This is a genomic window from Anaerovorax sp. IOR16 (assembly GCF_017168145.1).
GTDB lineage: Bacteria > Bacillota > Clostridia > Peptostreptococcales > Anaerovoracaceae > IOR16.
This window is the reverse complement of sequence record NZ_JADQTL010000010.1, coordinates 117,670-140,051: the sequence shown is the minus strand read 5'-3', so window position 1 is coordinate 140,051 and position 22,382 is coordinate 117,670. Positions and strand designations below refer to the sequence as shown.

Sequence of the window (22,382 nt, the reverse complement as noted above, 5' to 3'; positions counted from 1 at the left end):
CAAGAAATCATCAATAAAAAAATTTTGAAAAAAATTGATTTTTTTTTAAAAAAAGCTTGCATTATGGGCTGTACTGTTTTATACTAAAAAAGCTTGCTTGTAATGCGATGAAGCAGGAAGTTGCTGAGCTATCAGGTAATTTCTGCAGAGAATTGTCCGTTCTAGAAACGGGCGAAGGGATTCTCATGCTTTTTGCTTTGAGTAAAAATTTATGAAACACACGGTGACGTGTGAATGATGAAAAAAGCAAAAAACCGTAAAGTCGGGAATGAAAACCCCTCGTACAGCATAGCGAAAACGTACGAAAATTAAGGAGGAAGAAAAATGAGCAGTCAGAAAATCAGAATCAAATTAAAGGCTTACGATCATAAATCTTTAGATCAGTCCGCAGCTAAAATTGTGGAAACAGCCAAGAAAACCGGAGTAGAAGTTTCCGGACCGATTCCACTACCAACTGAAAAGCAGGTAGTAACTATCTTGAGAGCGGTTCACAAGTATAAGGACTCCAGAGAGCAGTTCGAACAGAGAACCCACAAGAGATTGATTGATATCTTATGCCCAACACCAAAGACAATCGATTCTTTGATGAAGCTTGATATGCCAGCTGGCGTAGATATCGAAATTAAACTGTAAGTACTAAGAAAAGATAGATTCCAACTGAAAAATTTCACGAAATCGCAGATTTCGGAAATTTCTGTATGAGGCCTGCACGCCGTACAGGCAGGGCTTCAAAAGGATCTCCACCACTTAGTATGATTACGTAGCGTAATCCGCTGTAAGAAATTAGGAGGAAGAAAGAATGAAAACAATCTTAGGGAAAAAAGTCGGAATGACACAAATTTTTTCTGAGATGGGTGCAGCAATTCCGGTAACTGTAATCGAAGCAGGACCGGCAGTGGTTACCCAGATCAAGACTGTTGAGACAGACGGCTACAATGCTGTACAGATTGGTTTTGAAGATGCCAAAGAACACAGACTCAACAAGCCAACAAAAGGACATTTCGCAAAATGGCAGGCTCCTTTGAAGAAGCATTTAACAGAGATCAGACTTGCTGACGGCGAAAGCTATGAAGCTGGTCAAGTGATTACTGTTGCTGACTTTGAAGAAGGTGTAAAGCTTGACATAACCGGTACTTCAAAGGGTAAAGGTACTCAGGGTAACATTAAGAGACACGGACATCATAGAGGACCTATGACTCACGGTTCTAAGCATAAGAGATTGCCAGGCGGCTTGGCTGCTGGTACGTATCCTTCCAGAGTATTCAAAGGAAACGAAGGTCCTGGAAGAATGGGTAGAGAAACCATCACGGTTCAGAATGTAGAGCTTGTTAAAGTAATCGCAGACAGAAACGTAATGCTTGTTAAGGGAGCTGTTCCTGGACGCAAGGGTGGATTGCTTCGTATCCAATATGCAATAAAAGGACAGGAAAAATAAGAATCGACTCAGAAAGGAGGAAGTCAAATGGCAACAGTAACTATGCTGAACATGGCCGGAGCAGAAGCCGGTAAGATTGAATTGAAAGATGATATCTTTGGAATAGAAATTAATGAGTTTGCGGTACATGCCGTTGTTAAGAACTATTTAGCAAATCAAAGACAAGGTACACAGTCCGCAAAGACAAGATCTGAAGTTCGCGGAGGCGGAAGAAAGCCTTTCAGACAGAAGGGAACAGGCCGCGGTCGTCAGGGAAGTTTAACATCCCCGAACCAAATTGGTGGTGGTGTGGTATTTGCACCAAAGCCAAGAGATTACAGATACACATTACCTAAGAAGTTAAGAAGACTTGCAATGAAGTCTGCACTTTCTTCAAAGGTTTTAGAAAACGAAATCATTGTTTTGGATGAATTAAAGTTTGATGCTCCAAAAACAAAGGAAATGATTAAAGTATTAGAAAATGTAAAAGCTGCAAAGAAAGCCTTAATTATCACAGGCGAAAAGGATGAAAATGTAGTGAAGTCCGCAGCGAACATTCCTGGAGTTAAAACCACTATGGTATCCCAGATGAACGTGTATGAAATCGTAAATTATACAAGCTTCATCATTACAAAGGATGCGATTAATAAAATCGAGGAGGTGTACGCATAATGTCAACGCCTTATGATGTAATTATAAAGCCTGTAATCTCCGAAAGAAGTATGGATGATGCGCAGGAAAAGAAATACACGTTCAAGGTTGCAGTAGACGCTAACAAAACTCAAGTTAAGTTGGCAGTTGAAGAAATCTTTGGTGTAGAAGTTGCAAAAGTCAACATTATGAACGTTAACGGTAAATTAAAGAGAATGGGAAGAAATATAGGAAGACGGCCTGCTTCCAAGAAAGCAATCGTAACCCTTACAGATAACAGTAAGGAAATCGAATTCTTCCAGGGTCTATAAGGAGGGACGCTTAAATGGGTATTAAAAAGTACAAACCGACCTCTCCTGGAGTAAGAGGTATGACGGTTTCCACATTTGAAGAAATCACCACAAGCACACCGGAAAAATCTTTGACAGTCACACTTAAAAAGAATGCCGGTAGAAATGTAAGAGGTAAAATTACCGTAAGACATAGAGGTGGCGGTACAAGAGCAAAATACAGAATTATCGACTTTAAGAGAAATAAGGACGAAATTCCTGGTAAAGTTGCTACAATCGAATATGATCCAAACAGAAGTGCAAACATTGCATTAGTTGTGTATGCAGATGGTGAAAAGAGATATATTATTGCACCAAACAAATTAAACGTCGGTGATGTGATTTTCTCCGGTCCTGAAGCAGACATTAAGGTTGGTAACGCACTACCTCTTCGTAACATTCCAGTTGGTACAGTGATTCACTGTATCGAATTAAAAGCTGGAAAAGGAGCTCAATTAGTTCGTTCTGCAGGAAACGGTGCTCAGTTGATGGCAAAAGAAGGCAATTACTGCTCGGTTAGACTGCCATCCGGTGAAGTTCGTAAGATCAGAATTGAATGCAGAGCAACCATTGGTGAAGTTGGTAACTTAGATCATGGTAATATTATGATCGGTAAAGCTGGACGTAAAAGACACATGGGTATTCGACCTACTGTAAGAGGTTCCGTAATGAACCCGAACGATCACCCTCATGGTGGTGGTGAAGGTAAAGCTGGTATCGGTCGTGTGAGTCCGGTTACTCCTTGGGGTAAACCTGCTCTTGGATATAAGACCAGAAAGAAGAACAAAGCTTCTAACCAATATATTGTAAAAAGACGTAACGAAAAATAGTTGAGGGGAGGATAAATTAAATGGGTAGATCGCTAAAAAAAGGCCCTTTCGTCAATGCAAAGCTTTTGAAAGCAATTGAAGAGTTGAACGCAGCAAACGAAAAGAAAGTATTAAAGACATGGTCAAGACCATCAACTATATTTCCGCAGATGGTAGGACACACAATTGCTGTACATGACGGAAAGAAACATGTTCCAGTGTACATCACTGAAGATATGGTAGGACACAGACTTGGAGAGTTTGCTCCTACAAGAAACTATAGAGGACATGCGGATAAGTCTTCTAAGGTCAAGAGATAAGAAAGGAGATATGAAAGATGGAAGCAAAAGCAGTTGCAAAATACGTTAGAATGTCTCCGATCAAGCTTAAGCCTGTTACTGATTTAGTAAGAGGAAAGAGCCTGCAGGAGGCACTGACTATTTTAAAATTTACTCCGGGCAAAGGTGCGGAGTTGGTGGAAAACGTAGTAAAATCTGCAGCAGCAAACGCAGAAAATAATCACGATATGGACGTCGATAAGCTTTATGTTGCTGAAGTGTATGCACATCAGGGACCTACTATGAAGAGATGGAGAGCAGGATCTCAAGGACGTGCATCCGTTATTCTTAAGAGAAGCAGCCACATTGGCGTAACACTAAAGGAAAAATAATTTTCAGGACAGGAGGTTTATTGAATGGGTCAGAAAGTAAGTCCACATGGATTAAGAGTGGGCGTTATAAAAGACTGGGATTCCAAATGGTATGCAGATAAGAAAAACTTTGCTGATTATCTGGTAGAAGATCAGAAAATCAGAGAATTTGTAAAGAAAAAGCTATATGCCGCTGGAGTTTCTAAAGTAGTAATCGAAAGAGCAGCAAACAACCAGTTAAAGATTTCCGTACTGACAGGTAAGCCAGGTATGGTAATCGGTCGTGGCGGAGATGGCATTGACCAATTAAAGCGTGCGGTTGAAAAATTAACGAAAAAGACCACTCAAATTAACATTATAGAAGTAAGAAGAACCGAACTTGATGCGCAATTAACTGCAGAAAATATTACACAGGCTTTGGAAAAGAGAATTTCTTTCAGAAGAGCTATGAAGCAGGCAATCGGCAGAACAATGAAAGCTGGCGCAAAGGGAATTAAAGTTGTCGTTTCCGGTCGTGTTGGCGGTGCGGAAATTGCAAGAAGCGAAAAATACAGTGAAGGTAATGTTCCACTACACACTTTGAGAGCAGATATCGGATATGGTTTTGCAGAAGCAGACACTACTTATGGTAAGCTTGGTGTTAAGGTCTGGATTAACCATGGAGAAATTTTGACTAAAGGTTTAAAGAGCAATTTACCAGAAGAATCTGGAAAACCAGAAGGCCGTAGAAATAACCGCAATAACGACAGATCAAGAAGAGATCGTGGTGATCGCGGTGACAGAAGAGGCTCTAGAGGTGACAGAGACTTTAAAGAAGAAAAGAAGTTTGTAAACCCTAGAAAACGTCCTGCGAAACCGGCTCAGCCAGCACCTCAAGAAGAAGTAGCTGTAGAAGCAGAAGTTGCAAGCGTAGAAGAATAATCGTCAGAGAAAGGAGGAGTGAAACGATGTTAATGCCAAAAAGAGTAAAACGTCGTAGAGTCCACAGAGGAAGAATGAAGGGCGTAGCAACCAAGGGCAATACCATCACCTATGGTGTGTATGGATTAGTTGCACAGGAATGTGGTTGGATTCGTTCAAACCAAATAGAATCCGCACGTATCGCGATGACAAGATCCATCAAGAGAGGCGGTAAAGTATATATTAAGATTTTCCCGCACAAGTCAGTGACTAAGAAACCAGCTGAAGTACGTATGGGTTCCGGTAAAGGTGCTCCTGAGTATTGGGTAGCTGTTGTAAAACCGGGAAGAGTTATGTTCGAAATTGAGGGCGTATCGGAAGCAGCTGCAAGAGAAGCTATGCGACTTGCAATGCACAAACTCCCTGTAAAGTGTAAATTTGCCATCAAAGGCCAAGAGTTAGCAGAAGGTGGTGAAGCGTAATGAAAATTGAAAACATTAGAAATATGTCTGAGGTTGAACTGAACGCAGAGGTAAAGAAGCTTAAGAATGAATTATTCAACTTAAGATTCCAGCATGTAACTGGTCAGTTAGAAAACCCTATTAAATTGAGAGATATCAAGAAAGATATCGCTCGCGTAAAGACTATCTTAAGAGAAAAACAACTTAAGAAAGTAGAAGGTTAACCGGAAGGAGGGTGCAAACATGTTAGACAGAAACAGAAGAAAGACAAAAGTTGGCTTCGTTACCAGTGATAAGATGGATAAAACAATCGTTGTCGCTGTGGAACAGTCCGTTAGACATTCCCTTTACGGAAAATCAGTAAAGAGAACGAAGAACTTTAAGGCACATGATGAAGAAAATGAGTGCAATATCGGTGATAAAGTAAGAATTATGGAAACAAGACCTCTAAGTAAAGATAAGAGATGGAGACTTGTAAACATAATTGAAAAGGTAAAATAGTAGAAGGAGGCACCAATTATGATTCAGCCGGAAAGCAGATTAAAAGTTGCTGATAATTCAGGCGCTAAGGAATTATTGTGTATCCGTGTTCTCGGTGGAACACGCCGTAAATACGCGAACATTGGCGATATTATCGTATGTGCCGTTAAAGATGCAACACCTGGTGGTGTTGTAAAGAAGGGTGATGTTGTAAAGGCCGTAGTGGTACGTACTTGCAAGGGAGCCAGAAGAATTGACGGCAGTTATGTGAAGTTTGATCAAAATGCAGCAGTAATTATTAAGGATGATAAGAATCCTGTTGGGACTCGTATTTTCGGGCCTGTTGCAAGAGAACTAAGAGATAAGAGCTTCATGAAAATCGTGTCTTTGGCACCTGAAGTACTTTAATGGGAGGTGAGAAGATGCAGATTAGAAAAGATGATACGGTATTAGTAATTACCGGTAAAGATAAAGGTAAAAAGGGTAAGGTTTTAAAGGTATTCCCTAAGACTGAAAGAGTCATCGTAGAAGGTGTAAACATTCAGACAAAGCATCAGAAACAAACCAGAACGGCGCAGAGTGAAATCAAGCACCAGGAAGGTTCTATTCATGTTTCCAATGTAATGTACTACGATACAAAGGCTAAGGCTCCAACCAGAATTGGATACAAGGTTGAGAACGGTCATAAGAAGAGAGTATCCAAGAAAACGGGCCAGGTTTTGGACTAATCAGTTTGAAAGGAGGGAATAATCTTGGCAGTTAGACTAAGAGACAAATATAAGAATGAAGTATTTAACGGCTTAATGGATAAGTTTAAATACAAGAATGTTATGGAAGTTCCTAAGCTAGAGAAGATCACCATTAATATGGGCCTTGGAGATTCCAAAGACAATGCAAAGTTGGTTGAAATGGCAATTGAAGAGCTTGCTTTGATTAGCGGTCAAAAGCCAGTTGCTACAAAAGCAAGAAAATCTATCGCTAACTTTAAGCTTAGAGAAGGTATGACAATCGGTACAAAGGTAACCTTAAGAGGCGAAAGAATGTATGAATTTGCAGATAAATTCTTTAACATTTCACTTCCTCGCGTAAGAGACTTTAAGGGTGTAAGTAAAAATTCCTTCGATGGAAGAGGAAATTTTTCCATGGGTATCAAGGAACAATTAATTTTCCCTGAAATCTCCTATGATAAGGTAGAAAAAATCAGAGGCATGAACATTGTATTCACAACAACGGCTAAGACTGACGAAGAAGCGCAGGCGCTTTTGGAATTGCTCGGTATGCCGTTTGAAAAGTAGTAGGAGGGAATTATGGCAAAGACATCTCTCAAAGTAAAGCAACAGAGAAAAGCAAAGTATCGCACACAGGAATACACTAGATGCAGAATCTGTGGAAGACCGCATGCATACTTGAGAAAATACGGTATCTGCCGTATCTGTTTCAGAGAATTGGCTTATAAAGGAGAAATTCCTGGCGTAAGAAAAGCCAGCTGGTAGTATTAAAAAGGAAGGAGGCACTTGAACTATGACCATGACAGATCCTATAGCAGATATGCTTACAAGAATCAGAAATGCCAATACTGTAGGACACGCTACCGTTGATATTCCTGCTTCTAAGATGAAAAAAGCGATTGCAGGAATTTTAATCGAACAAGGTTATATTAAAGGGTACGATGTAATAGAGAACGAAGTTCAGGACGTAATTAGAGTTCAAATGAAATACGGTACTGACAAAGAAAGAGTAATTAGTGGAATCAAAAAGATCTCCAAACCGGGACTAAAAGTATATGCAAAAAGCGGCGAGGTGCCTAAGGTACTTGGTGGCTTAGGAATTGCAATCATCTCTACATCTAAGGGATTGATCAGCGACAAGGAAGCTAGAGAACTTGGTGTCGGCGGCGAAGTAATTTGCTACGTTTGGTAACAAGAGAAGGAATTAGGAGGTATAGCAAATGTCAAGAATAGGCAAGCTCCCTGTAACGATTCCTGCTGGTGTCGAAGTAAAAGTCAGTGACAGCAATCTTGTTACTGTAAAAGGACCAAAGGGAGAGCTGCAGGAGCAGATTAGCAATTTAATAAAAGTAGAAATGAATGACGGTGTGTTGACCGTAACGAGAGACAATGATGTTAAGGAAGCAAGATCCGCACACGGACTTTCCAGAACATTAATTCAGAACATGATTGTCGGTGTAACCAACGGATTTGAAAAGAAACTTCAATTGATTGGTGTTGGTTACAAGGCTGAGAAAAAGGTAAAGTACTTGTTCTTAATTTAGGATATTCACATCCAATCGAAATGCCGGATCCAGATGAAATCCAGACGGAGGTTACCTCTCCTACGGAAGTTACGGTAAAAGGCATCAGCAAGGCACTTGTTGGAAACTACGCAGCAAACATTCGTAAGTGGAGAAAGCCAGAACCTTATAAGGGCAAGGGCGTTCGTTACATTGATGAAGTAGTTCGTAGAAAAGAAGGCAAGGCCGGCGCTAAGAAAAAGTAGGAAGGAGTGAATAGAAATGGCAAAGAAAGATAGTAGAAATGATAGACGTCTGGCAAGACATGCCAGAGTTAGAAAAGATGTATCTGGAACTCCTGAAAGACCAAGAATGTGCGTTTATAGAAGCATAAAGAACATTTCCGTACAAATCATTGATGATGTTGCTGGAAAGACTTTAGTTGCTGCTTCTTCTTTGGATAATGACATCAAAGCACAGGCTGCTTATGGTGGGAACAAAGAAGCTGCAAAGCTAGTAGGCGCTGCAATTGCAAAGAGAGCTTTAGAGAAGGGTATCGAAACAGTATGCTTCGACAGAGGTGGATTCTTATATCACGGGAGAGTGAAAGAATTAGCTGACGGTGCTCGTGAAGCTGGACTCAAATTCTAACAGGAGGAGGAACAGAATGCGAAATATGATTGATGCATCCAAGCTTGACTTAAAAGAATCGATCGTAAACATCAGAAGAGTTGCGAAGGTTGTTAAAGGCGGTAAGAACTTCAGATTCAGCGTAACTGTAGTAATCGGTGACGGTGAAGGTCATGTAGGTTGCGGCCTTGGAAAAGCTCAGGAAATTCCTGAAGCAGTAAGAAAAGCAATCGAAGATGCTAAAAAGAATTTAATATTAGTTCCAATGGTTGGAACAACGATACCACATAGATCTTTAGGTGTATTTGGAGCAGGAAGAGTATTGATTATGCCTGCTGCACAGGGTACTGGAGTAATCGCGGGTGGTTCCGTTCGTACCGTATTGGAACATGCTGGACTGAAAGATGTAAGAGCGAAATCGATTGGTTCTAATAACAATGGAAATATGGCTTACGCGACAGTTGAAGGACTAAGAAACCTGAAAACACTTGATCAAGTATGCAGACTAAGAGGGAAAACTAAGGAAGAAATCTTAGGATAAGGAGGAAACGCAAAATGGCTAAGACAGTGAAAATCACACTGATTAAAAGTGTAATCGGCGCTTCCCCTGCTCAGAGAAAAGTGGTAGAAGCGTTAGGACTAAGAAAAATTCGACATACAGTTGAGCTCCCAGATACACCGCAAACGCGCGGAGCTGTAGCAAAAGTATCACATCTTTTAAAAGTAGAAGACTAAGAATGGGGGTGTATGAGAATGAAACTACATGAATTAAGAGCGGCTGAAGGGTCAACCAAAAAGCCGAAGAGAAAAGGTAGAGGTACTGCTACTGGTCAGGGTAAAACTGCCGGTAGAGGTATGAACGGTCAAAATTCTAGAAGTGGCGGCGGCGTTCGACTTGGTTTTGAAGGCGGACAGATGCCATTGTATCGTAGAATCCCGAAGAGAGGTTTTACAAACATCTGGAGAAAAGAATACGTTGGTGTTAATGTCGAAGCATTAAACGTATTTGAAAATGGAACCGTGGTTACACCTGAGCTACTAATGGAAAAAGGACTTGCGAAGCAGGTTGTTGACGGTATTAAAATTCTAGGAAATGGAACACTCGAGAAGAACGTAACCGTAAAGGCTCAGAAATTTAGTAAAACAGCAATTGAAAAAATCGAGTCTGCCGGAGGAAAGGCAGAGGTGATCTAATATGAGCATGATTAAAACAATGGCTCAAGCGTGGAAAATTTCAGATATTCGTAATAAAATTATGTTTACAGTATTTATGATGGTTGTTTTCCGCTTGGGATCGAACATTCCGGTACCGGGTATTAACAGAGCTACGTTGTCACAGTTATTTAACTCAAATGATGCGGGCCTATTTGGATTGTTTGACTTGTTTTCTGGCGGTGCGTTTAGTAACTTCACCATTTTTGCTCTCAGCATCACGCCGTACATTACGGCATCGATTATTCTTCAGTTACTCACCATTGCAATCCCTCGTCTTGAGGAAATTGCAAAGGAGGGTACCGAAGGTAAGAAAAAAATAGCACAATATACAAGATATTTAACAGTGGTTTTGGCTTTGGTTCAAGCAGTTGGATTGACAGTTGGCTTATTCCGTCGCGCATTGGTTAGCACAGATATTTTTTCTGTAATAGTCATTGTTATGACGTTATCAGCTGGTACGGCATTCCTTATGTGGCTCGGTGAACAGATTAATGAAAAAGGAATCGGAAACGGTATCTCTTTGATTATCTTTGCCGGTATTGTATCCAGAATGCCTGGTGGTATTGCTCAGACTTGGACGAAGCTTCAAGCTGGTGATGTATCTTGGCTTTCCGTTATTCTTTTTATCCTGTTTGCATTTGTTGTAGTCGTAGGTATTGTCCTTATACAACAGGGACAGAGAAAAATTCCTGTTCAGTATGCAAAGAGAGTGGTTGGAAGAAAGATGTATGGCGGACAAAGCACACACATTCCAATGAAGGTAAATCAGGCAGGTGTAATTCCGGTTATCTTTGCGATTTCCTTGTTACAGTTCCCATTGACCTTAACTTATTTCTGGCCAAATACGGGATTTGCTAATTTTGTGCATGCATGGTTATCTCCAGCAGCTCCAGCACCCGGTATATGGCTGTATGCAGCATTGGATGTACTGTTAATTATCTTCTTTACGTATTTCTATACGGCAGTTACATTTAATCCGATGGAAGTAGCTGATAATATGAAAGCAAATGGCGGTTTTATTCCTGGAATTCGTCCGGGAAGACCAACCGTTGATTATTTAAACAAAGTTATGACAAGAATTACTTTTGTAGGAGCAGTATTCTTAGCTGCCATTGCCATCATGCCAACCCTTCTGCAACAGTTTACACATTTGCAGATTGGTTTCGGTGGAACCTCCCTTCTGATTGCAGTCGGTGTTGCACTTGACACGATGAAGCAGCTGGAATCGCAAATGGTAATGAGAAACTACCAAGGCTTCTTGAAATAATTGGAGGATAAAAAAAATGAATTTAGTTTTGTTAGGCCCTCCGGGTGCCGGCAAAGGTACACAAGCAACCAAAATTGCTGAGAAATATAATATTCCTCATATCTCTACTGGTGATATTTTTCGAAAGAATGTAAAAGAAGGAACACCTCTTGGCAAAAAAGCGCAAGAGTATATGTCTAAGGGAGAGCTTGTTCCGGATGATTTAGTGATTGAATTAGTAGAGGATCGCTTGACAGAAGATGACTGCAAGGGCGGATTTTTATTGGATGGTTTTCCAAGAACCGTTTATCAGGCAGAAAAATTTGATGTTTATTTAAAAGAAAAAAATTCGGCAATCGATAAGGTTTTGGACATTGATGTAGAAAAAGATATATTGATTGACCGAATGATTGGTAGAAGAGTTTGCAAAAACTGTGGTGCAACTTATCACGTAAAAAATATGCCTCCGAAAAAGGAAGGTATATGCGATGTTTGCGGTGGAGAGATTTACCAGAGAGCGGACGATACATTGGAGACAGTAAGCAATCGTCTTCAAGTTTATCTTGAGCAAACGAGTCCACTGATTGATTATTATGAAAAAGCCGGAAACATTGCTCATATTAATGGAGCTGGCGCTTTAGACAAAGTCTTTAGCGAAATTGTGGAGGTTTTAGGAGCATAGAATGATTATTCTGAAATCACAAGAAGAAATTGATATTATGAGAGAAGCGGCTACTGTGACAAAGGCCATGCTGAAAGAACTCCCGAGCATCATTGTGCCGGGAATGAGTACAAAGGACATCGATGATTATGTGGAGGAAACCATTTTAAAAAATAATATGATTCCTGCATTTAAAGGTTACGGTGGATTCCCTGCGTGTGCTTGCATATCGGTAAACGACGAAGTTGTTCATGGCATTCCGACAAAGAAACGGAAGCTGATAGACGGAGATATTGTCAGTGTTGATTTAGGAACCATACACCATAAGTATTACAGCGATGCTGCAAGAACTTATGGTGTAGGAAAAATTTCTGAAGAAGCACAACGCTTAATCACAGTAACAGAACAGAGTTTTTTTGAAGGCTTAAAATTCTGCAAGCCAGGATTTCGTCTATCAGATGTATCTCATGCCATTCAGGTAACTGTTGAAGCCGCTGGATTTTCTGCCATAAGAGATTACGTTGGACATGGCATTGGAAGATCGATGCATGAGGATCCTCAGATTCCGAATTACGGAAAGCCCGGTAGAGGTCCAAAGCTTGTTCCGGGAATGGTACTTGCAATTGAGCCAATGATTAACCAAGGAAGCTATGAGGTAGATGTAATGCTGGACAATTGGACAGTAAAGACCTGTGATGGAAAGCTTTCCGCTCATTATGAGAATACGGTTGTGATTACGGAAGATGAACCTGAACTGCTGACTTTATAAAAGCAGCTAAGTAAAATCTATTGCAAATGAATGAATCGGTATTGTTAAATAAGTAGAACCGGGTAAAGGAGGAGGTGCGCCATATATGGCAAAAAAAGATGTCATAGAAGTATTTGGCACCGTGTTGGAAGCACAACCTAATGCTATGTTTGTTGTAAAACTTGAAAATGGTTATGAAGTGCTTGCACACATTTCCGGTAAGATTAGAATGAACTTTATCAGGATTCTACCGGGAGACAGAGTAAAGGTGGAATTGTCACCTTACGATCTTTCTAGAGGTAGAATTACCTGGAGAGACAAATAGAGCAGTTAAGGAGGATTAATATGAAAGTAAGAGCCTCAGTAAAGCCTATCTGCGAAAAGTGCAAGGTAATCAAGAGAAACGGTAAAGTTATGGTTATCTGCGAAAATCCAAAGCATAAGCAGAAACAAGGCTGATAAACGACAATCGTCACAAAATCAGAAGGATGTACCCTAGGGAGCGGCTGTGTTTTCTTGCCGGGAGGCAACGAAACAACTTAAGGGCATTCAAATAGAAGCAATTGGAGACTAGTAAATTGTTTTCCATAAAGTCCTGTATGGAAAGGACAAAAAAAGGAAAAAATAGGAGGTGTAAGGATGGCTCGTATAGCCGGTGTCGATTTACCAAGAGACAAAAGAGTAGAAATTGGACTCACCTATATATATGGTATCGGTAGAAAAACTTCTGCTAAAATTTTAGAAGAAGCTGGAATCAACCCAGATACCAGAATTAAAGACTTGTCTGAGGACGAGGTAGGTGCAATCAGAAAAATCATTGATAGCGAATACAACGTAGAAGGAGACCTTCGTAGAGAAGTTTCCTTAAACATTAAGAGATTGATGGAAATTGGTTGCTATAGAGGAATCAGACATAGAAGAGGTCTTCCTGTTCGCGGACAGAAGACAAAGACCAACGCAAGAACTCGTAAGGGTCCTAAGAAGACAGTTGGTAGAAAGAAGAAGAAGTAAGGAGGGGAGATTAAAATGGCAAAAGCAATAAAAAAGACGGTTCGTAAAAAGAGAAGAGAACGTAAAAATATTGAACGCGGTCAAGCTCATATCCAATCGACCTTCAATAACACTCTTGTAACTCTTACCGATTTAAGCGGTAATGCATTGTCTTGGTCCAGTGCTGGTTCTTTAGGATTTAAGGGTTCTAGAAAATCTACACCATTCGCAGCACAAATGGCGGCAGAAGAAGCTGCAAAAGGCGCTATGGAACATGGACTTAAGACCGTAGAAGTATACGTAAAGGGACCTGGTTCCGGACGTGAAGCTGCAATCAGAGCATTACAGACTGCAGGTCTTGAGATTAATATGATTAAAGATATTACTCCAATTCCACACAACGGATGCAGACCACCAAAGAGAAGAAGAGTTTAGTGAAAGGGAGGTGTAGTTAATATGGCTAGATATATAGGTCCTGCTTGTAGATTATGCAGAAGAGAAGGCCAAAAGATGTTCTTAAAGGGCGAAAGATGCTATAGCAGCAAATGTGCTATTGATAAGAGAAGCTACGCTCCGGGACAGCATGGTCAGAGCAGAAAGAAGATTTCTGATTATGGTCTACAGCTAAGAGAAAAGCAAAAAGCAAAGCGTTTCTATGGTATACTGGAAACTCAGTTTAGAAATTATTTTGATAAAGCAGAAAAGAAAAAGGGTATTGCCGGTGAAAACTTGTTAATCATGTTAGAAACAAGATTTGACAATGCAGTATATAGAATGGGATTTGCTTCTTCAAGAAAAGAAGCAAGACAACTCGTGAGACACGGACATTTTACGATTAATGGAAAGAAAGCAAACATTCCTTCCCTTGAAGTAAAACCGGGTGACGTAATTAAAGTAAAGGAAAAGAGTGCTTCTTCTCCTAAGTTTAAAGAAATTAGAGAAATGTCTATCAGCACTCCAAACTGGATTACGGTTGAGCCAGATAAGCTTGAAGGTAAAATTCTTGCAATGCCAAGAAGAGAAGACATCGATACACCGATCGCAGAACATCTCATCGTCGAATTGTACTCAAAGTAAGCCACGTAAGATGGTCCCATACGGGAATTCCGCGGCCTAGGCCGAGTGGGAATTCCTCCAGTTAATTCGATTAAAAAAGGAGGGATTTTGAGTGATCGAAATTGAAAAGCCAACAATCGAGTGTATCTATTCGGATGAGGATATGAGCTATGGTAAGTTTGTAGTTGAACCTCTGGAGAGAGGATATGGTACAACATTAGGTAACAGCTTGCGAAGAATTCTACTTTCTTCACTTCCTGGAGCCGCTGTAACATCTGTAAAAATTGATGGCATTCTTCATGAATTTTCAACCATTCCGGGTGTAAAAGAGGACGTTACCGAGATTATTCTTAATTTAAAGAAACTCGCTGTTCGCTTAAACAATGAAAGTACAAAAAGAGTAATCATCAATGCAGTTGGGCCGAAAGTGGTAACTGCAGCAGATATCATTGCTGACAGTGATTTGGATATCTTCAATCCGGATCTGCATATAGCAACCTTGGAGGAAAATGCGACTTTAGTAATGGAAATTAACATTGCAAAAGGAAGAGGTTATGTACCTGCAGATCAGAATAAAACAGAATCTACTCCGATTGCGGTGATTCCGGTGGATTCCATTTATACACCGGTTCGTAAAGTCAATTTTATGGTTGAGAATACTAGAGTTGGTCAGGTAACAGATTATGATAGACTGATTTTAGAGGTTTGGACTGATGGTAGCATTGCCCCTGATGAAGGCGTCTCTATTGGTGCAAAGATTATGCAAGAGCATTTGAAATTATTTATTGACTTAACAGATAGCATGGATTCGGTTGAAATCATGGTTGAAAAAGAAGAAGATCAGAAAGAAAAAGCTTTAGAGATGACTATTGAAGAGCTTGAACTTTCCGTTCGTTCTTTCAATTGTTTAAAACGTGCGGCAATTAATACTGTAGAAGAGCTGACTCATAGAACGGAAGATGATATGATGAAGGTTAGAAACCTTGGTAAGAAATCTTTGGATGAGGTAAAGCACAAGTTAGAAGAATTAGGCCTTGGATTAAAGCCGAGCGAAGAATAATTGCGGAAGGAGGATGAATTATGCCAGGTTATAGAAAATTAGGCAGACCGACTGCTCATAGAAAGCTTATGTTGAGAAACCTTGTAACCGATCTTCTGAGAGAAGGTCGTATTACAACGACTGATACAAGAGCAAAAGAAGCGAGAAGAGAAGCAGAAAAGATGATCACATTGGCAAAGCGTGGAGATTTGCATGCAAGAAGACAGGTACTTGCTTATGTCTTTGATGAAGATGTAGTAACAAAGCTGTTTGATGAAATTGCACCAAAATATGCAGAACGTAACGGTGGCTATACCAGAATTCTAAAGCTAGGACCTAGAAGAGGGGACTGTGCCGAATTGGTATTTTTAGAATTAGTATAAGCTGATTTTGTGAATCAAATACAGAGCCTGAAGGATTTCCTTCAGGCTTTTTTTATTATGTAAAAATATTTGTTTAATCATTCTTGCCCTTCCAAAATTTATTTAAATTATTAAATATTTTTAAAGTTTAAATAAATTATTGAAAATTTTAAATATTAACATATAATAAAACTATAAAATTATTTATTTACAATATGAAATTTGAAAGGGGAAAAAATGAAAAAAGTATTGATGTTTTTTTTGGTACTTTTGATGGTATCAGCAGGAAGCATAGTTTCATTTGCAGTTGAAATCAATCAGAATTTGCCGATTGATGTGGAAGGAACAAGATATGAAGATGCAGTACAGAATTTAATGAGCAGAGGGATTATCAAGGGATATGAAGATGGCACTTTTCGCCCAGAGTATGCCATTAACCGAGCTGAAGCTTGCATTGCAATTTTAAATTGTATGAACGTGAATAATGCTGCAATGATGAAGGCAAAAGATAGCGGATATGAAGATCTGCAAGGATATAAATGGGCTGAACAGGCAATCAATTATTTAGCACAAAACGGCATAGTAAGTGGATATGGTAACGGTACTTTTATGCCCCAGCAAAATGTAAATTATAACGAATTGTCTGCTATGCTTGTAAATGCCATGGGGTATAGAGGAAGTGATCTACAAGGGGAATGGCCAGAGAATTATTTAAACAAAGCTTTCGAACTTTCGTTTTTTAAAGAAATCAGCAGCGATTTAAGCCATTTTGATTCAGGCAAGCAAGTAAATAGAGGCGATGCAGTATTAATGATGAATGAATTTATCAATCAAATAGATAGAAAAAGTAAAATAGTGGATGATAGTGTAACCGTTAATCCGGCTACTTTAATACCAACCGAATCTGCAATAAAAGCAGACGAGAAGGAGCAAAAGAATACGGAAGACAAAAATCTTGTAATAAATGAAAAAAATACAGATAATAAGAAGGATGTTATAGAGGTAAAAGTAGGGATAATTTCAGATATAATGAAAGTAAATAACGCTAATAAGATACAAGTTTATGAGGTAAAATTAATATCAGCTAATCGAACATATTTATTAGTGACGGATGAGAACTGCAAAGTCCCATATCCAATTGTAAAAGATGGCGAACTGTATTGTTTAAAAGTGGTGAATGGCTTCATAACCGATATTAGTGCAGATGGCAAATTTATAAGTCATTTTAAAGAATTGACACACAAATGGGTAACTGTTACAGATAAAAAGGATGACATTATCACTCTGGAAGATGCTAATGCAACACAAATAAAATTATCGAAGTATGTTGATATTTATACAGCGGAATTTTATAAGGGGGCGATTGATGAATATGAAAATGGAAGGATTCATGCTATAGAGAAAGGTTGTTTAATTCGGGCTTATGATATCACAGATGATTCAATAGAAAGCGCAGATGTTATTATTATTGTAACGCAACAAGATGCCATTAATATGTAGCGCAAATATAAAATAAAAAGTTACAATACAAAGAAATATTATGAAAGAGCATAGATAGAAACTTCAATAAGGATTCCTATTAAGAGTATTTAAATTGAAATTTCTTATATGCTCTATTTTTTGTTATAAAAAAATATCGTGAGCATACCTTGTATGGAATAGAAAAGAATTTAAGGATTTGAAATTATAATAAGGAATGCTATAATTGACGAAACAGCAAAAATGAAAGGATGTTCTTCTTATGATAAAGAAAGAGATTACCTTAGAATCCTTAAAAGATAGTGGAAACAGTTTTCCTCGAATGATATTAGTAGGAAGATCTCATAGCGGTAAAACAACACTTTGTCAATATTTAACAAACCAACAACTACATTATCATAAAACCCAAACGGTACAGTTTATTGATCATTGCATTTTAGATACACCAGGTGAATATTTAGAGCAAAAGGGTTTTTATGGTGCACTTTCTGTCACAGCAGCCGACGCTCAGATAATTGTACTTGTACAAGATGCTACAGAAGATGGTACAATGTTTGCGCCCTCTTTCGGGATGATGTTTGCAGGAAAACCAATCATCGGTATAATAACAAAGAGTGATGCTGCAAATACAGAGCAAATTCAACAAGCAATCAGTCATTTAGTCCGTGCAGGTGCAGAAAAATGCTTTGTTACGAGCAGCATTAAGGGATTGGGTTTTGAACCCTTTCTAAAGTATATCAGAAATAAAGTGAAAGCAATATCCAATTCATAGAATATTGAGAAAAATTAATGAATAGATGCTTGACAACAAAAATACATTTCTATATAATGCTTACTATAAAGTTAAAGAGCACTGTGCGGCGTAGTAAAGGGCTCAATGGAAGAATGCGAAGTAGCATCTAGACAGAATACAATGTATTTGTTTAGGTGCTTTTTTTGTAAAATTGCTTGTACAATATCATGGTAAGCAACTCATTATCCTTAAGCAAGAAAGGTGTGTGAGGCATTTGGAAGAGGTAAAACAACGAATTATACAAGAATTTGTTCCTGGAAAACAGGTTACGTTAGCGCATGTTATTGCGAATCCGAACAAAGAGTTATATCCGAAGTTGGGAATGGTGCAAGAGAAGGGTGCAATCGGCATTTTAACAATTACACCAAGTGAAGGAGCAATGATCGCGGCGGATGTAGCATCCAAGGCAGCAAATATTTCCATTGGGTTTGTTGATCGATTTAATGGGACGCTGGTTATACTAGGTGATGTTGCAGCTGTCGAGGCTGCAATTAGAGATGTTATGGTAGTTTTATGTGACAAAATGGGGTTTGCGGCAACTGAGATTAGCAAAACATAATTGACATCGTGAGACTGGAAAAAACACATAATATAGCCCTTAGGAGTGATACCATGAAGGAAAATGGAAGAAAAGGAATTCGGGTAATCATCGCCGAAGATGAGCCCATAACTAGAATGGATTTACGTGAAATGCTCATTACCGCAGGTTACAATGTAGTCGGTGAAGCATCCGAAGGATTTGATGCAATCGAACTTTGTAAAAAAGAAAAACCAGATGTCGTCCTTCTAGATATTAAAATGCCCTTATTGGATGGATTGTCCGCTGCAAAAGTAATTTGCGAAGAAGGAAGTGCACAAACCATTTTATTACTTACTGCATACAGTGATAGCGAATTTATCCGAAGCGCTACAGATATAGGTGTTTCGGGATATATGGTCAAACCAATTGATGAAAAATCTCTAGTTCCAAATATTGAAATTGCCGTTGCTCGAAGTCGTGAAATGGCCCTAGTAAAAAAAGAATGTGAATGTATATCACAAAGATTAGAAAATAGGACAATAATCGAAAAGGCAAAAGGACTTTTGATGGAGTCTATGAAAATGTCGGAAGCAGAAGCTTACGAATACATTAAAAATTTAAGCAAAGAAAAAAAAGTCTCTATGAAGCGTATTGCAGAAATCATATTGACTTAGAAGGATTGTGATAGTATGCCAGATACCATTGAAAGACTATGTAAAGAATATACAGATTTAACAGGAGAAGAAATTGAGGTAATTAAACAGCTAGGCTTAGGTTTACAGCTGTTGGCAAATTTAGAGGATGCAGATTTTTTTATTGATTGTCCCACTACGGATGGTGTGGATGCAATCGTAGTTGCGGAAGCAAAACCGGAGAATGTTCCATCTTCTTATAAAAAAACAGTAGTAGGTCTATTGGCAAAACCGAATAATGAGCCAGCTGTTGCTAGAACCTTTCGGTTAGGGCTATCAACGAAACAGATGAAAGCAGTTACCCAAGAATCCACCATGGTAATACAGTCTGTAGAGCCCATTAAGCATGGGGATCGAGTGATTGGGGTACTGATTGAGGAAAAACGTGCCGATGAAAACAGCGAAATGAGTGAGCGCATTCGTTTTTCCGATGCGAGTTATGCAATTGTAGCAGATATGCTTACTCGTATGGATGAACAATCTTCATGGCTTACAGATTATATTGATGAAGCAGTCATTCTTGTAGACATGCAAGGGTATGTAAGCTTCCGAAATAAAATGGCGCGGGATATTTTTGAACGATTGGGCTATACGAATGATATTTTGGGGATGCCATATAAAGGTATTGCACTTCATGGATCAGATCTTGAATGGTTTGATCAAGATGCCAGCTATTCCGGTATAGAGGTTTCCGTTTCGAATTTAGATTTAACAGTAAAACAAATTTTTTTAAAGAATAATAATGTTGATTTTGCGATTATGATTCGAGATATTACACATATAAGAGAAAAAGAAAAAGAGCTGATTTTAAAATCTGTAGCGATTAAAGAGATGCACCACCGAGTAAAAAACAGTCTCCAAACGATTGCCAGCTTACTAAGGCTACAGGGAAGAAGAACAAAAAATGAAGAAGCAAAAATGATTTTAGATGAAAGTATGAATCGAATTTTAGCCATCGCTACCACGCATGAGTTGCTTGCTAAGGTAGGTGTCGATCAGGTTAATATTCGAGATGTATTAGAAAATATTAAAAATAACACCTTACAGTATTTTCAAAAACCAACAACAAAAGTAGCTATAAAAATTGAAGGTGATAATTTTCAAGTCGATTCCGAAATTTCCACTTCCGTTGCATTAGTTGTGAGTGAACTTATGCATAATTCTTTGCAACATGCGTTTCCGAATCGTCCTGAAGGGCTAATTCACATTCAAATTACACGAGGTCAAATGTATTCCAATATTGAAGTAAGCGATGATGGAAAAGGATTTGATTTTGAACTGGTTAAGGGTAGCAGTCTTGGACTGAACATAGTAATATCCATTATAAAAGAAAAGTTAAAAGGAAACTTACGAATTGATTCAGGAAATCTTGGAACGAAAATCAATTTTGATTTTAAAAATAAAATAGCGAATATGGATAATGTGACGTAACATTTTTCCGAGACTAAGTGAAGCAGCTTAGGTACAGATAGTAATTCTGTGTCTAGGCTGTTTTTTGTTTAAATACAATATTACTTTGCATTATGTTTTCAATAAAAGACGAATGGAAGGGATGTGATTTATTTGAGGGAAGTTGTGATAAGTGTAGGTATTGATATTGGAACTTCAACAACACAACTTATTTTTAGTCGATTAACCATTGAAAATCGAGCCTCTGCTTATGCAGTGCCTAGAGTAGAGATTGTAAATAAAGAAGTGATTTATTCCAGTGAAATTTATTTTACTCCTCTTCAATCTTCTACGGAAATTGATGCAGAAGCTGTCAGCCAAATAATACGAAATGAATACCAAAAAGCTGGCATGACTCCAGATCAAGTTACCACTGGAGCGGTAATCATTACGGGAGAAACTGCACGGAAACAAAATGCTAATTTGGTATTAAATCGACTCAGTGATTTAGCAGGTGATTTTGTAGTAGCAACTGCAGGACCTGATTTAGAGTCTGTTCTTTCCGGTAGGGGTGCCGGAGCTGACCGACTAAGCGAAGAAAATCGAAATATCGTTGCAAATTTAGATATTGGTGGAGGAACAACAAATATTTCTGTATTTCGAAAAGGAAGCCTTTATGCAGTAACTTGTCTTGATGTCGGAGGGCGTCTCGTAAAAGTGGAGAATGGAAAAATTACATATATCTATACGAAGTTAAAAGAATTGGCAGAAAGAAATGGAATCTTGATTCAAGTTGGAGAAAGTGCTGAGGAAGCAAAGCTAAGAAAAATTTGCAAGCTGATGGCAAATCAAATAAAAGAAGCCTTACAATTATCAAAAAATGTAGAAAAGAATTTTATTCTTTATACCAATGATGGGAAAGGTTTACCGGAAGACTTAAAAATCAGTGCAGTTACTTTTTCGGGCGGAGTTGCAGGATATGTCTATGAGCCAGAAGAGAAAGACTTATTCCGATATGGGGATGTTGGTGTTCTTCTTGGACAGGAAATAAACCGATGTGGAATTTTGGATCAGGTCCTTTGTTATAAAAGTGATGAAACCATACGCGCTACTGTGGTTGGAGCGGGAACCCATACCACGGAAGTGAGTGGAAGTACTATCTTTTATAAAAAAGAAAAGCTACCGATGAAAAACGTTCCAATACTTAGACTTGCTGATGCGGATGAGGAAACACCAGATTTGGTTTCTCAGGCAATTTTACGACAAATGCCCATTTATCAGTCGGAAGATAAGTTAGATCCGATCGCTATATCATTAACGGGAAGTCGGTATTCTTCTTTTACTTCTATTCAAAAACTTGCGGATGCAATTATAAATGCGACGGTCTCTATACAGAAAAAAGGGATACCTTTAATTGTAATGTTGGAATCCGATGTTGGTAAAGCCTTAGGTAATGCAATTAATATAAAGCTTCGAGGAAAGACCGATGTTGTTTGTATTGACGGAATTAAAGCGCAAGGTGGAGATTATGTCGATTTAGGAGAGCCTGTTGGGGGTGGTCATGTATTGCCTGTAGTAGTAAAAACATTAATTTTTAATTCGTAGATGGCTTCCATTTGGAAGAAATCAATATAGAGAA

General features: G+C 38.8%; 36 protein-coding genes and 1 pseudogene. All 37 read left to right on the top strand.

Annotation, left to right across the window (positions count from 1 at the left end; genetic code table 11):
- The first annotated feature begins 324 nt into the window (after nucleotides 1-324).
- Nucleotides 325-633, top strand: coding sequence for a 30S ribosomal protein S10 (gene rpsJ / locus I2490_RS11300; protein WP_206459875.1), 309 nt, complete (start codon nucleotides 325-327; stop codon nucleotides 631-633).
- Between the two features lie 166 nt (nucleotides 634-799).
- On the top strand, nucleotides 800-1,435 hold the full coding sequence (gene rplC, locus I2490_RS11295; RefSeq protein ID WP_206459874.1) for a 50S ribosomal protein L3: 636 nt from the start codon (nucleotides 800-802) through the stop codon (nucleotides 1,433-1,435).
- A gap of 27 nt (nucleotides 1,436-1,462) precedes the next feature.
- Nucleotides 1,463-2,086 carry a 50S ribosomal protein L4 gene (gene rplD / locus I2490_RS11290; protein WP_206459873.1) on the top strand — a complete coding sequence of 208 codons (624 nt, stop codon included), beginning with the start codon at nucleotides 1,463-1,465 and terminating at the stop codon, nucleotides 2,084-2,086.
- The gene (gene rplW, locus I2490_RS11285; protein ID WP_206459872.1) at nucleotides 2,086-2,376 is read left to right on the top strand and encodes a 50S ribosomal protein L23; all 291 of its coding nucleotides are present in this window, start codon (nucleotides 2,086-2,088) and stop codon (nucleotides 2,374-2,376) included. Before rplD ends, rplW begins: the two co-directional genes overlap by 1 nt.
- Before the next feature lie 14 nt (nucleotides 2,377-2,390).
- A complete protein-coding gene (rplB, locus tag I2490_RS11280; protein ID WP_206459871.1) occupies nucleotides 2,391-3,224 on the top strand; it encodes a 50S ribosomal protein L2 in 834 nt (277 codons plus the stop codon).
- Nucleotides 3,225-3,244: 20 nt separating this feature from the next.
- The gene (gene rpsS, locus I2490_RS11275) at nucleotides 3,245-3,523 is read left to right on the top strand and encodes a 30S ribosomal protein S19 (RefSeq protein ID WP_206459870.1); all 279 of its coding nucleotides are present in this window, start codon (nucleotides 3,245-3,247) and stop codon (nucleotides 3,521-3,523) included.
- Nucleotides 3,524-3,540: 17 nt separating this feature from the next.
- Complete coding sequence (rplV, locus tag I2490_RS11270) at nucleotides 3,541-3,873, top strand: 50S ribosomal protein L22 (protein WP_206459869.1); 333 nt, start codon at nucleotides 3,541-3,543, stop codon at nucleotides 3,871-3,873.
- A 24-nt stretch (nucleotides 3,874-3,897) separates the two neighbouring features.
- Nucleotides 3,898-4,773, top strand: a complete 876-nt coding sequence (gene rpsC / locus I2490_RS11265; RefSeq protein WP_206459868.1) for a 30S ribosomal protein S3 — start codon at nucleotides 3,898-3,900, stop codon at nucleotides 4,771-4,773.
- A gap of 26 nt (nucleotides 4,774-4,799) precedes the next feature.
- On the top strand, nucleotides 4,800-5,234 hold the full coding sequence (gene rplP, locus I2490_RS11260; protein WP_206459867.1) for a 50S ribosomal protein L16: 435 nt from the start codon (nucleotides 4,800-4,802) through the stop codon (nucleotides 5,232-5,234).
- Nucleotides 5,234-5,437 carry a 50S ribosomal protein L29 gene (rpmC, locus tag I2490_RS11255; protein ID WP_206459866.1) on the top strand — a complete coding sequence of 68 codons (204 nt, stop codon included), beginning with the start codon at nucleotides 5,234-5,236 and terminating at the stop codon, nucleotides 5,435-5,437. The genes rplP and rpmC overlap by 1 nt, the downstream gene beginning before the upstream one ends.
- 19 nt (nucleotides 5,438-5,456) lie before the next feature.
- Nucleotides 5,457-5,714, top strand: coding sequence for a 30S ribosomal protein S17 (gene rpsQ, locus I2490_RS11250; protein WP_206459865.1), 258 nt, complete (start codon nucleotides 5,457-5,459; stop codon nucleotides 5,712-5,714).
- An 18-nt stretch (nucleotides 5,715-5,732) separates the two neighbouring features.
- A complete protein-coding gene (gene rplN, locus I2490_RS11245) occupies nucleotides 5,733-6,101 on the top strand; it encodes a 50S ribosomal protein L14 (protein WP_206459864.1) in 369 nt (122 codons plus the stop codon).
- Between the two features lie 14 nt (nucleotides 6,102-6,115).
- A complete protein-coding gene (gene rplX, locus I2490_RS11240) occupies nucleotides 6,116-6,421 on the top strand; it encodes a 50S ribosomal protein L24 (protein ID WP_206459863.1) in 306 nt (101 codons plus the stop codon).
- A gap of 24 nt (nucleotides 6,422-6,445) precedes the next feature.
- Nucleotides 6,446-6,988: a 50S ribosomal protein L5 gene (gene rplE / locus I2490_RS11235; RefSeq protein WP_206459862.1), complete on the top strand. Its 543-nt coding sequence runs from the start codon at nucleotides 6,446-6,448 to the stop codon at nucleotides 6,986-6,988.
- A 12-nt stretch (nucleotides 6,989-7,000) separates the two neighbouring features.
- Nucleotides 7,001-7,186: a type Z 30S ribosomal protein S14 gene (locus I2490_RS11230; RefSeq protein WP_206459861.1), complete on the top strand. Its 186-nt coding sequence runs from the start codon at nucleotides 7,001-7,003 to the stop codon at nucleotides 7,184-7,186.
- A 28-nt stretch (nucleotides 7,187-7,214) separates the two neighbouring features.
- A complete protein-coding gene (gene rpsH / locus I2490_RS11225) occupies nucleotides 7,215-7,613 on the top strand; it encodes a 30S ribosomal protein S8 (RefSeq protein WP_206459860.1) in 399 nt (132 codons plus the stop codon).
- A gap of 28 nt (nucleotides 7,614-7,641) precedes the next feature.
- Nucleotides 7,642-8,189: pseudogene (gene rplF / locus I2490_RS11220) on the top strand (50S ribosomal protein L6).
- A gap of 16 nt (nucleotides 8,190-8,205) precedes the next feature.
- A complete protein-coding gene (rplR, locus tag I2490_RS11215) occupies nucleotides 8,206-8,574 on the top strand; it encodes a 50S ribosomal protein L18 (protein WP_206459859.1) in 369 nt (122 codons plus the stop codon).
- A gap of 16 nt (nucleotides 8,575-8,590) precedes the next feature.
- Nucleotides 8,591-9,094, top strand: a complete 504-nt coding sequence (gene rpsE, locus I2490_RS11210) for a 30S ribosomal protein S5 (RefSeq protein ID WP_206459858.1) — start codon at nucleotides 8,591-8,593, stop codon at nucleotides 9,092-9,094.
- A gap of 14 nt (nucleotides 9,095-9,108) precedes the next feature.
- The gene (gene rpmD, locus I2490_RS11205) at nucleotides 9,109-9,288 is read left to right on the top strand and encodes a 50S ribosomal protein L30 (RefSeq protein ID WP_206459857.1); all 180 of its coding nucleotides are present in this window, start codon (nucleotides 9,109-9,111) and stop codon (nucleotides 9,286-9,288) included.
- An 18-nt stretch (nucleotides 9,289-9,306) separates the two neighbouring features.
- Complete coding sequence (gene rplO, locus I2490_RS11200; protein ID WP_206459856.1) at nucleotides 9,307-9,747, top strand: 50S ribosomal protein L15; 441 nt, start codon at nucleotides 9,307-9,309, stop codon at nucleotides 9,745-9,747.
- A 7-nt stretch (nucleotides 9,748-9,754) separates the two neighbouring features.
- Nucleotides 9,755-11,035: a preprotein translocase subunit SecY gene (secY, locus tag I2490_RS11195; RefSeq protein WP_206460324.1), complete on the top strand. Its 1,281-nt coding sequence runs from the start codon at nucleotides 9,755-9,757 to the stop codon at nucleotides 11,033-11,035.
- Nucleotides 11,036-11,051: 16 nt separating this feature from the next.
- On the top strand, nucleotides 11,052-11,696 hold the full coding sequence (locus I2490_RS11190; protein ID WP_206459855.1) for an adenylate kinase: 645 nt from the start codon (nucleotides 11,052-11,054) through the stop codon (nucleotides 11,694-11,696).
- Nucleotide 11,697: 1 nt separating this feature from the next.
- A complete protein-coding gene (gene map, locus I2490_RS11185; RefSeq protein ID WP_206459854.1) occupies nucleotides 11,698-12,444 on the top strand; it encodes a type I methionyl aminopeptidase in 747 nt (248 codons plus the stop codon).
- Nucleotides 12,445-12,529: 85 nt separating this feature from the next.
- Nucleotides 12,530-12,748 (top strand): translation initiation factor IF-1, encoded by a 219-nt coding sequence (gene infA, locus I2490_RS11180; RefSeq protein ID WP_206459853.1) that lies wholly within the window; start codon nucleotides 12,530-12,532, stop codon nucleotides 12,746-12,748.
- Between the two features lie 20 nt (nucleotides 12,749-12,768).
- Entirely contained in the window at nucleotides 12,769-12,882 is a 114-nt protein-coding gene (gene rpmJ, locus I2490_RS11175; RefSeq protein ID WP_005999442.1) for a 50S ribosomal protein L36, read from the top strand.
- Between the two features lie 180 nt (nucleotides 12,883-13,062).
- Nucleotides 13,063-13,434, top strand: coding sequence for a 30S ribosomal protein S13 (gene rpsM / locus I2490_RS11170; protein ID WP_206459852.1), 372 nt, complete (start codon nucleotides 13,063-13,065; stop codon nucleotides 13,432-13,434).
- Nucleotides 13,435-13,449: 15 nt separating this feature from the next.
- The gene (rpsK, locus tag I2490_RS11165; protein WP_206459851.1) at nucleotides 13,450-13,848 is read left to right on the top strand and encodes a 30S ribosomal protein S11; all 399 of its coding nucleotides are present in this window, start codon (nucleotides 13,450-13,452) and stop codon (nucleotides 13,846-13,848) included.
- Between the two features lie 21 nt (nucleotides 13,849-13,869).
- Complete coding sequence (rpsD, locus tag I2490_RS11160; RefSeq protein ID WP_206459850.1) at nucleotides 13,870-14,490, top strand: 30S ribosomal protein S4; 621 nt, start codon at nucleotides 13,870-13,872, stop codon at nucleotides 14,488-14,490.
- A gap of 91 nt (nucleotides 14,491-14,581) precedes the next feature.
- Nucleotides 14,582-15,529 carry a DNA-directed RNA polymerase subunit alpha gene (locus I2490_RS11155; protein ID WP_206459849.1) on the top strand — a complete coding sequence of 316 codons (948 nt, stop codon included), beginning with the start codon at nucleotides 14,582-14,584 and terminating at the stop codon, nucleotides 15,527-15,529.
- A gap of 20 nt (nucleotides 15,530-15,549) precedes the next feature.
- The gene (gene rplQ, locus I2490_RS11150; protein WP_206459848.1) at nucleotides 15,550-15,891 is read left to right on the top strand and encodes a 50S ribosomal protein L17; all 342 of its coding nucleotides are present in this window, start codon (nucleotides 15,550-15,552) and stop codon (nucleotides 15,889-15,891) included.
- Between the two features lie 216 nt (nucleotides 15,892-16,107).
- Nucleotides 16,108-17,370: an S-layer homology domain-containing protein gene (locus I2490_RS11145; RefSeq protein ID WP_206459847.1), complete on the top strand. Its 1,263-nt coding sequence runs from the start codon at nucleotides 16,108-16,110 to the stop codon at nucleotides 17,368-17,370.
- 241 nt (nucleotides 17,371-17,611) lie between these two features.
- Entirely contained in the window at nucleotides 17,612-18,121 is a 510-nt protein-coding gene (locus I2490_RS11140; protein ID WP_206459846.1) for a EutP/PduV family microcompartment system protein, read from the top strand.
- A 235-nt stretch (nucleotides 18,122-18,356) separates the two neighbouring features.
- Nucleotides 18,357-18,701 carry an ethanolamine utilization microcompartment protein EutS gene (gene eutS, locus I2490_RS11135; protein ID WP_209010612.1) on the top strand — a complete coding sequence of 115 codons (345 nt, stop codon included), beginning with the start codon at nucleotides 18,357-18,359 and terminating at the stop codon, nucleotides 18,699-18,701.
- 53 nt (nucleotides 18,702-18,754) lie between these two features.
- The gene (locus tag I2490_RS11130; RefSeq protein ID WP_206459844.1) at nucleotides 18,755-19,336 is read left to right on the top strand and encodes an ANTAR domain-containing response regulator; all 582 of its coding nucleotides are present in this window, start codon (nucleotides 18,755-18,757) and stop codon (nucleotides 19,334-19,336) included.
- 15 nt (nucleotides 19,337-19,351) lie between these two features.
- Nucleotides 19,352-20,785 carry a sensor histidine kinase gene (locus I2490_RS11125; RefSeq protein WP_206459843.1) on the top strand — a complete coding sequence of 478 codons (1,434 nt, stop codon included), beginning with the start codon at nucleotides 19,352-19,354 and terminating at the stop codon, nucleotides 20,783-20,785.
- Nucleotides 20,786-20,929: 144 nt separating this feature from the next.
- Nucleotides 20,930-22,348, top strand: a complete 1,419-nt coding sequence (eutA, locus tag I2490_RS11120; protein ID WP_330634627.1) for an ethanolamine ammonia-lyase reactivating factor EutA — start codon at nucleotides 20,930-20,932, stop codon at nucleotides 22,346-22,348.
- Nucleotides 22,349-22,382 lie beyond the last annotated feature (34 nt).

Coding starts and splice junctions, on each gene's coding strand:
- rplQ (WP_206459848.1), top strand. CDS start 15,550: ATGCCAGGTTATAGAAAATTAGGCAGACCGACTGCTCATAGAAAGCTT.
- rplP (WP_206459867.1), top strand. CDS start 4,800: ATGTTAATGCCAAAAAGAGTAAAACGTCGTAGAGTCCACAGAGGAAGA.
- rplB (WP_206459871.1), top strand. CDS start 2,391: ATGGGTATTAAAAAGTACAAACCGACCTCTCCTGGAGTAAGAGGTATG.
- I2490_RS11145 (WP_206459847.1), top strand. CDS start 16,108: ATGAAAAAAGTATTGATGTTTTTTTTGGTACTTTTGATGGTATCAGCA.
- I2490_RS11230 (WP_206459861.1), top strand. CDS start 7,001: ATGGCAAAGACATCTCTCAAAGTAAAGCAACAGAGAAAAGCAAAGTAT.
- rpmC (WP_206459866.1), top strand. CDS start 5,234: ATGAAAATTGAAAACATTAGAAATATGTCTGAGGTTGAACTGAACGCA.
- I2490_RS11190 (WP_206459855.1), top strand. CDS start 11,052: ATGAATTTAGTTTTGTTAGGCCCTCCGGGTGCCGGCAAAGGTACACAA.
- rplV (WP_206459869.1), top strand. CDS start 3,541: ATGGAAGCAAAAGCAGTTGCAAAATACGTTAGAATGTCTCCGATCAAG.
- rpsH (WP_206459860.1), top strand. CDS start 7,215: ATGACCATGACAGATCCTATAGCAGATATGCTTACAAGAATCAGAAAT.
- rplW (WP_206459872.1), top strand. CDS start 2,086: ATGTCAACGCCTTATGATGTAATTATAAAGCCTGTAATCTCCGAAAGA.
- rplC (WP_206459874.1), top strand. CDS start 800: ATGAAAACAATCTTAGGGAAAAAAGTCGGAATGACACAAATTTTTTCT.
- infA (WP_206459853.1), top strand. CDS start 12,530: ATGGCAAAAAAAGATGTCATAGAAGTATTTGGCACCGTGTTGGAAGCA.
- rplR (WP_206459859.1), top strand. CDS start 8,206: ATGGCAAAGAAAGATAGTAGAAATGATAGACGTCTGGCAAGACATGCC.
- rpsE (WP_206459858.1), top strand. CDS start 8,591: ATGCGAAATATGATTGATGCATCCAAGCTTGACTTAAAAGAATCGATC.
- I2490_RS11140 (WP_206459846.1), top strand. CDS start 17,612: ATGATAAAGAAAGAGATTACCTTAGAATCCTTAAAAGATAGTGGAAAC.
- rpmD (WP_206459857.1), top strand. CDS start 9,109: ATGGCTAAGACAGTGAAAATCACACTGATTAAAAGTGTAATCGGCGCT.
- rplD (WP_206459873.1), top strand. CDS start 1,463: ATGGCAACAGTAACTATGCTGAACATGGCCGGAGCAGAAGCCGGTAAG.
- rplO (WP_206459856.1), top strand. CDS start 9,307: ATGAAACTACATGAATTAAGAGCGGCTGAAGGGTCAACCAAAAAGCCG.
- rpsK (WP_206459851.1), top strand. CDS start 13,450: ATGGCAAAAGCAATAAAAAAGACGGTTCGTAAAAAGAGAAGAGAACGT.
- map (WP_206459854.1), top strand. CDS start 11,698: ATGATTATTCTGAAATCACAAGAAGAAATTGATATTATGAGAGAAGCG.
- rpsC (WP_206459868.1), top strand. CDS start 3,898: ATGGGTCAGAAAGTAAGTCCACATGGATTAAGAGTGGGCGTTATAAAA.
- rplX (WP_206459863.1), top strand. CDS start 6,116: ATGCAGATTAGAAAAGATGATACGGTATTAGTAATTACCGGTAAAGAT.
- rplN (WP_206459864.1), top strand. CDS start 5,733: ATGATTCAGCCGGAAAGCAGATTAAAAGTTGCTGATAATTCAGGCGCT.
- secY (WP_206460324.1), top strand. CDS start 9,755: ATGATTAAAACAATGGCTCAAGCGTGGAAAATTTCAGATATTCGTAAT.
- rpsQ (WP_206459865.1), top strand. CDS start 5,457: ATGTTAGACAGAAACAGAAGAAAGACAAAAGTTGGCTTCGTTACCAGT.
- rpsD (WP_206459850.1), top strand. CDS start 13,870: ATGGCTAGATATATAGGTCCTGCTTGTAGATTATGCAGAAGAGAAGGC.
- rpsJ (WP_206459875.1), top strand. CDS start 325: ATGAGCAGTCAGAAAATCAGAATCAAATTAAAGGCTTACGATCATAAA.
- I2490_RS11130 (WP_206459844.1), top strand. CDS start 18,755: ATGAAGGAAAATGGAAGAAAAGGAATTCGGGTAATCATCGCCGAAGAT.
- rpmJ (WP_005999442.1), top strand. CDS start 12,769: ATGAAAGTAAGAGCCTCAGTAAAGCCTATCTGCGAAAAGTGCAAGGTA.
- rpsS (WP_206459870.1), top strand. CDS start 3,245: ATGGGTAGATCGCTAAAAAAAGGCCCTTTCGTCAATGCAAAGCTTTTG.
- I2490_RS11125 (WP_206459843.1), top strand. CDS start 19,352: ATGCCAGATACCATTGAAAGACTATGTAAAGAATATACAGATTTAACA.
- rpsM (WP_206459852.1), top strand. CDS start 13,063: ATGGCTCGTATAGCCGGTGTCGATTTACCAAGAGACAAAAGAGTAGAA.